Here is a 251-nt window from a genome sequence, read left to right as displayed (position 1 = left end):
GATGAAATTCGACATCGACAGCACCAAAGTCTCGGCATCGGCCGGCAAGGCTTCGATATCGTGCAGAACCCGATAGTCGTCGAGCTGACGCGCCACGGCGTCTTCGAAGGAAAAATTGCCGGTATTGCGCACCGACGCTTCCAGTCGTTCGCGTTCGCTCGCGCCCGCAGCGGGCGCGCCATGGACGGTACGCAGGAAATAGGTACTCATGCGGCGCTCGCCGCACCGATCAGGTCGGCGACCTCGACATC

The 251-nt window shown here is 61.8% G+C and carries 1 protein-coding gene; it reads right to left on the bottom strand.

Annotated elements, in window-relative coordinates; all coding sequences use genetic code 11:
• Window positions 1-210, bottom strand: a 210-nt coding sequence (locus HKX41_12500) for a hypothetical protein (protein ID NNC24956.1), incomplete at its 3' end; no start/stop codon positions are given.
• Between the last annotated feature and the right edge of the window lie 41 nt (window positions 211-251).

Source organism: Salifodinibacter halophilus, assembly GCA_012999515.1.
In the GTDB taxonomy this organism is placed as follows: domain Bacteria; phylum Pseudomonadota; class Gammaproteobacteria; order Nevskiales; family Salinisphaeraceae; genus Salifodinibacter; species Salifodinibacter halophilus.
The sequence above is the reverse complement of the archived record's forward strand: the minus strand, read 5'-3'. Positions and strand labels throughout refer to the sequence as shown.